This window comes from Nocardiopsis lucentensis DSM 44048 (genome assembly GCF_000341125.1).
GTDB classification, from domain to species: domain Bacteria; phylum Actinomycetota; class Actinomycetes; order Streptosporangiales; family Streptosporangiaceae; genus Nocardiopsis; species Nocardiopsis lucentensis.
Map to the genome: position 1 here is coordinate 1 of NZ_ANBC01000403.1, position 5075 is coordinate 5075.

General features: G+C 72.4%; 3 protein-coding genes and 2 pseudogenes. 3 read left to right on the forward strand and 2 right to left on the reverse strand.

From position 1 onward, the window contains the following. Positions 1-217 (forward strand): annotated as a pseudogene (locus D471_RS40185) (hypothetical protein); the annotation flags it as partial. Positions 218-245: 28 nt separating this feature from the next. Continuing rightward, on the forward strand, positions 246-1760 hold the full coding sequence (locus tag D471_RS0113670) for an ABC transporter substrate-binding protein (protein ID WP_017599129.1): 1515 nt from the start codon (positions 246-248) through the stop codon (positions 1758-1760). Between the two features lie 6 nt (positions 1761-1766). Here D471_RS0113670 and D471_RS0113675 read toward each other — a convergent pair whose 3' ends face one another. Next, positions 1767-3809, reverse strand: a complete 2043-nt coding sequence (locus tag D471_RS0113675; protein WP_017599130.1) for a sensor histidine kinase — start codon at positions 3807-3809, stop codon at positions 1767-1769. After that, positions 3796-4497 (reverse strand): response regulator transcription factor, encoded by a 702-nt coding sequence (locus D471_RS0113680; protein ID WP_040689607.1) that lies wholly within the window; start codon positions 4495-4497, stop codon positions 3796-3798. Before D471_RS0113680 ends, D471_RS0113675 begins: the two co-directional genes overlap by 14 nt. 267 nt (positions 4498-4764) lie before the next feature. On the opposite strand from D471_RS0113680, the pseudogene D471_RS41800 reads away from it, so the two are divergent. After that, positions 4765-5075, forward strand: a pseudogene (locus tag D471_RS41800) (L,D-transpeptidase); the annotation flags it as partial.

Sequence of the window (5075 nt, forward strand, 5' to 3'; positions counted from 1 at the left end):
GGAGGGCGCCACCGCCGCGACCGAGGCGTGCCTCAAGCTCGTCGCCGCGCGCCACATCCTCAGCGACCCGGACATGTTCCGCACCGACCACCTGCACGCCGTCTGCTCCCAGACCCTCACCGAACTGGCCCAGTACTGCCCGTCCGGACAGAGTCACATCCTCGACGAGGCCAGTGCGCACCTGGAGTACTGGCGCCGCTTCCACGGCACGGCGTGAACCCCCGACATCGGAAGGAAACGAGACCATGGCCGATCAGGAGAGGGAGCCGGCCGGCGGCGGGGTCGTCATCCCCCGTCCCCAGAGGTTCCGGCGGACCCGTCGACTCCTGCTGCCCGTCGCCGTGGCGGTCGTCCTGACGATGGTCGCGACGTCGGTCGTCCTGTGGGACCGGTTCAGCTGCGGCGGCCCGGGCAGCGGGGTGCGGTCCGTCGAGGGCCAGTGCGTGGGGGTCACGGACGGCGGGCACGTCTTCCACGACGACTTCGCCGGGATCCAGGCGCTCATCGCCAAGGAGAACGCGCGGGTCGCGGAGGAGGGCGGCACCGTCGTTCGGATCGCGTTCCTGGGCACGTTCACTTTCGGCGACGTGAGCCCCATGGACCCCGGCCGCGTCCGCAGGGCCCTGGAGGGGGCCTACACCGCGATGATGCGCGCCAACCACTCGCACGACTTCGGTGATCCCAGTCCCCAGATCCAGCTCGTCCTGGCCAACACGGGCGCCCAGCAGGAGCACTGGGAGACGGTCGTGGACGACCTCGTCGCGATGACCTCCGAGCCGGTGCCGCTGGTGGCGGGCGTGGGTATGGGCGTGAGCATTGAGTCCACCCGGTCCGCGGCCCGACGCCTGGCCGAGAACGAGGTCCCCATGGTCTCCTCCGCCGTGACCGCGGACGGACTCGACCACTTCGAGATCCCCGGCCTGCTCCGTGCCGCGCCCAGCAACTCCGAGTACGTGCGCGCGCTCCGGAACTACCTCGACGGGCTCGAGGAGGCGCCGAGGGCCACCCTCGTCTACGACACGACCGAACCCGACCTGTTCGTCAGCACACTGCGCCGGGCCTACGAGGACCAGCTCGGGCAGTACGTGACCGGGCAGGCGCAGGAGTTCAGCGGAACGACCGTGGGGGACGCTCCCCGGGCCGGCCTGTTCGACACCGTCACCCTCAACGTGTGCGTGGCGGAGAGCGACACCGTGCTGTTCGCGGGCCGCGCCCCCGACCTCGACGCGTTCCTCGAATCCCTCGCGGCCCGGTCCTGCGACGACACACCGATCCGCGTGCTGTTCGTCGTCGTCGGGCTGAGCGCCCTCGCCGACGAGGACACGATGGCGCTGCTGGACGAGGGCGACATCACCCTCGTCCACGCCTCGGGCATCGACCCCCGCTGGGCGACCGGTGGCCCGGACGCGGACGTTCCTCCCGGATACGCGGCGTTCCGGTCGGCCTTCGCACGCGAGGTGGACGACGATCCCACGGCACTGCGCAACGGCTACGCCCTGGTCACCCACGACGCGTTCGCGGTCGCGGCCTCGGCCGTGCGGACCACCAACGCCATGGAGCTCGACGGACCTCCCCTTCCTCCCGACGTCCTCCACCAGCTGATGCTGCTCAACAGCGCGCACGTGGTCCCGGCGGGGGCCGGGGTGTTCAGCTACGGCCCCGAGCGCGGCGGGGAGGCGGTCGGTCGGTACGTGCCGGTCGTCGAGCTTCCCCTGGAGGGGGACCAGCCCCAGGAGCGGCCCTACGTCATCGGCCGGTGAGAACCCTCAGGGACCGACCAGCGGGAGCCGGAGCGTGAACGTCGTGCCCTCGCCGAGGGTGCTCTCGACCTCCGCCCGGCCACCGTGCAGCTCGGTCAGGTTGCGCACGATGGACAGCCCCAGACCGCTCCCGCCGGTCTGGCGGCTGCGCGACTTCTCCGCCCGCCAGAACCGGTCGAACACCTGCGGCAGGTCCTCGGCGGCGATGCCGACGCCCGAGTCGGTCACCTCGAACACCGCGTCGTCCCCGTCGGGCCGCACGCGGACGGTGACCGTGCCGGGCGCCGTCGTGTGCCGCAGGGCGTTGCCGAGCAGGTTGCCCACGGCCTGGAAGAGCCGGGTGCGGTCGGCCCGGAGCACGACCTCGGCCGTCTCGGTCACCAGCTCCAGTCCGGCCTCGTCCGCGCGCAGCCGGTAGCTGGCCACGACCTGTTCGACGAGCGTGTGGGCCTCCACCAGCTCAAGGGACAACCGCAGCTTGCCCGCGTCGGCCAGCGCGAGGTCCCGCAGGTCGTCGATGATGTCCTGGAGCAGGAGGGTTTCGCCCACGAGCATCTCCATCCGGTCCGGCTCCAGGTCCGCGACGCCGTCCTGGACGGCTTCCAACCACCCCCGCAGGTTGCTCAGCGGTGTGCGCAGCTCGTGGGACACGTCGCTGACCATGGCCTTGCGCTGGTCCTCCAAGCGCTCCAGGTGCTCCGACATCTCGTTGAACGCGGCGGCCAGCTCGCCGATCTCACCGGAGTCGCTCACCTCGACCCGTGTCGACCACTGTCCTTGACGCATCCGCAGCACGGCGTCCGTGAGGGCGCGGACGGGGCGCACCAGCCGGGTCGACACGGCCACGCTCACCCCGACCGTCAGCACCAGCACCAGCAGCACCACGCTGGAGACCCTCAGCAGGCCCTCGCGGTTCAGGGAGGGTCCGGAGGCGGCGTCGGCGGAGGGGTCGTCGATGAAGAGCAGGGCGGCCGATGCCACGTGCGGGCGGAGCAGCTCGCGGTGGGCGGTGGCGACACAGTCGGCGGTGCGCTGGTCGAGGGCGGGCGCCACCGTGCCCAGGGGGGCGCCCGGATCCGCCTGGGGGCTGGGCGACCCCGGGATCCACCCCTCCTCCAGGGCCCGATCCCGTTCAGTCTCCTCGGCCTCGATCTCCGCCGTTTCCCCGTCCGAGGGGGCCCGCCCGTCCGTCGGTTCCGGTACGACCCACTCCTGCCCGGGGGACGGCTCCGGCTCCTCCTGTGCCTCCGGGGGCGAGGGGGTGGGGGCCTCGTCGGCGGGTGCTCCCGCGCCCGCGTCCGCGGGAACGGCCAGGACCGATCCCGTCGTGCCGTCCATGCGGAACCGCACCTGCGGGTCATCGGTGCCCAGGCAGTCACCGGTGAGCTCGCTCAGCTGCGCCAGGACCGGCCGCTCCGCGTCGGTGGGTTCCTCCAGCGCCGCGAGCCCACACCCGTCCCACAGGTGGGCGACCTCGTCGTAGGGATCGGTCACCTCCAGGTACGGCCGCCCGCTGGGCGCGGTCTCCAGGGTGACGGGGATCCCCGTCACGTCCCGGAGACAGTCGGCCCCCTCCTCCGCGATCTCCGTCAGGTCCTCGCGGTCCGCCGCGCCGAGTCCGAACGGCCCGACCGCCCGGGCGTCCACACGGTCGGACCCCTCCGACACCAGGGTCACGTCCACCGCGAGGGGGTCCACGACCGAGGAGGCGCGCGGTGGGAGCGGCGCCTCCGACCCGGGCTCCGAGTCGGCGATCAGCTGACGGTTCTCCGTGGCCAGGACGATGCGCCGCCCCGTCTCCTCGGCGAGCTCGTCGACGATGTGGTCGACGCCGTCCCAGTCGCGGTTCGTCGCGGCGTAGCCGACGAGTGTGTCGTGGATACGGGTGTCGGCGGCCAGGGTCTCGCCCTGCTCCGAGCTGATCGAGTCCGAGGTGCCCTGCACCGCCAGCCACGCGGTCGCCGTGATGGAGCAGACCGCGACGAGCACGGAGCTCGCCAGCATGCGGGCGAGCAGACTGTGCCGTAGCGCGCCCCTACGGCGCGCCATCGGCCGCGCCGTTCAGCTTGTACCCGACCCCGTAGACCGTGATGAGCAGGGTGGGTCTGCGGTGGTTCGCCTCGAGTTTGCGGCGCAGGTTCATCACGTGGACGTCGATCGTGCGCTCGGTGATGAAGCGGCTGACGCCGTGGATGTGCTCCAGCAGTTGCGCCCGGCTGAACACCCGCCCCGGCTGGGCGGCCAGTGCCTCGAGCAGCTGGAACTCGGCGGGGGTGCAGTCGACGGGGACCCCGCGCAGCTGGACGGTGTGCCGGTCGGGGTCGACCGCGAGCGGTCCCGCGCGCATGACGCGGTCGGTCCGTTCGACGCCTCGGCGGGACCGGCGCAGCAGGGTGCGGACCCGCGCCATCAGTTCGCGCGGGCTGTAGGGCTTGGTGACGTAGTCGTCCGCACCCAGGTCGAGGCCCGTGAGCAGGTCCTCCTCGGTGGAGCGGGCGGTGAGCATCAGGACCGCGACGTCCGACTCGGCGCGCAGCGCGCGGCAGGCGTCCAGTCCGCTCATGACCGGCATCATCACGTCCAGGATCACCAGGTCGGGGACATCACGGTGGTGTTCGGCGACCGCGGCGCGGCCGTCGTGGACCACGCGCACGACGTGGCCCTCGTGCTCCAGATAACGCCGGATGAGGTCGGCCTGGTTCGTGTCGTCCTCGGCGACGAGCACATGGGCGCACACGGGGGTCCTCCGCTCGCTCGTGGGAACGCTGGCGCGGCTTGATCGTATGACCCGCCGACCGGGAGCGGAGACGCTGACGGACAGGGGCGGAAACGGCCCCCAGGTCAGAACACGGTTCCCACACGGCGAACACACAGGATCCACACATTCGTGCGCCAGAGTTCATGACCGTCCGACCGGGTGACACCGCGCCGGACGAGTCCCACACGGTCCCGGAGCGGCTCACCGCCCGGGGCCACTCCCGCCACACGAACCCGGATGGTTCCCATGCGTCGATCCTCGCCGCTTCCGCGCCCGTCCCGGCCCGGACCGCGCGCGGCCCCGCCGCCGCTGGTGACGGCCGTGCTCCTGGCCGCCCTCACGGCGTGCTCGTCCCCCGCCCCGGACGAGGCGGGCGGAGAGGCCCCCGCCGGCCCCCCGGAGGCGGGGGCCCGGATCGCCACGGTCGTCGGTGACTCGATCGACGTCCGCGCCGAGGCGGGCGGGGACGAGGTCCTCGAAACGCTGGCGAGCCCCAACGACCTTGGCGCGGAGCGGACGTTCCTCGTCGAGAGCGTTGAGGGCGAGTGGCTGGAGGT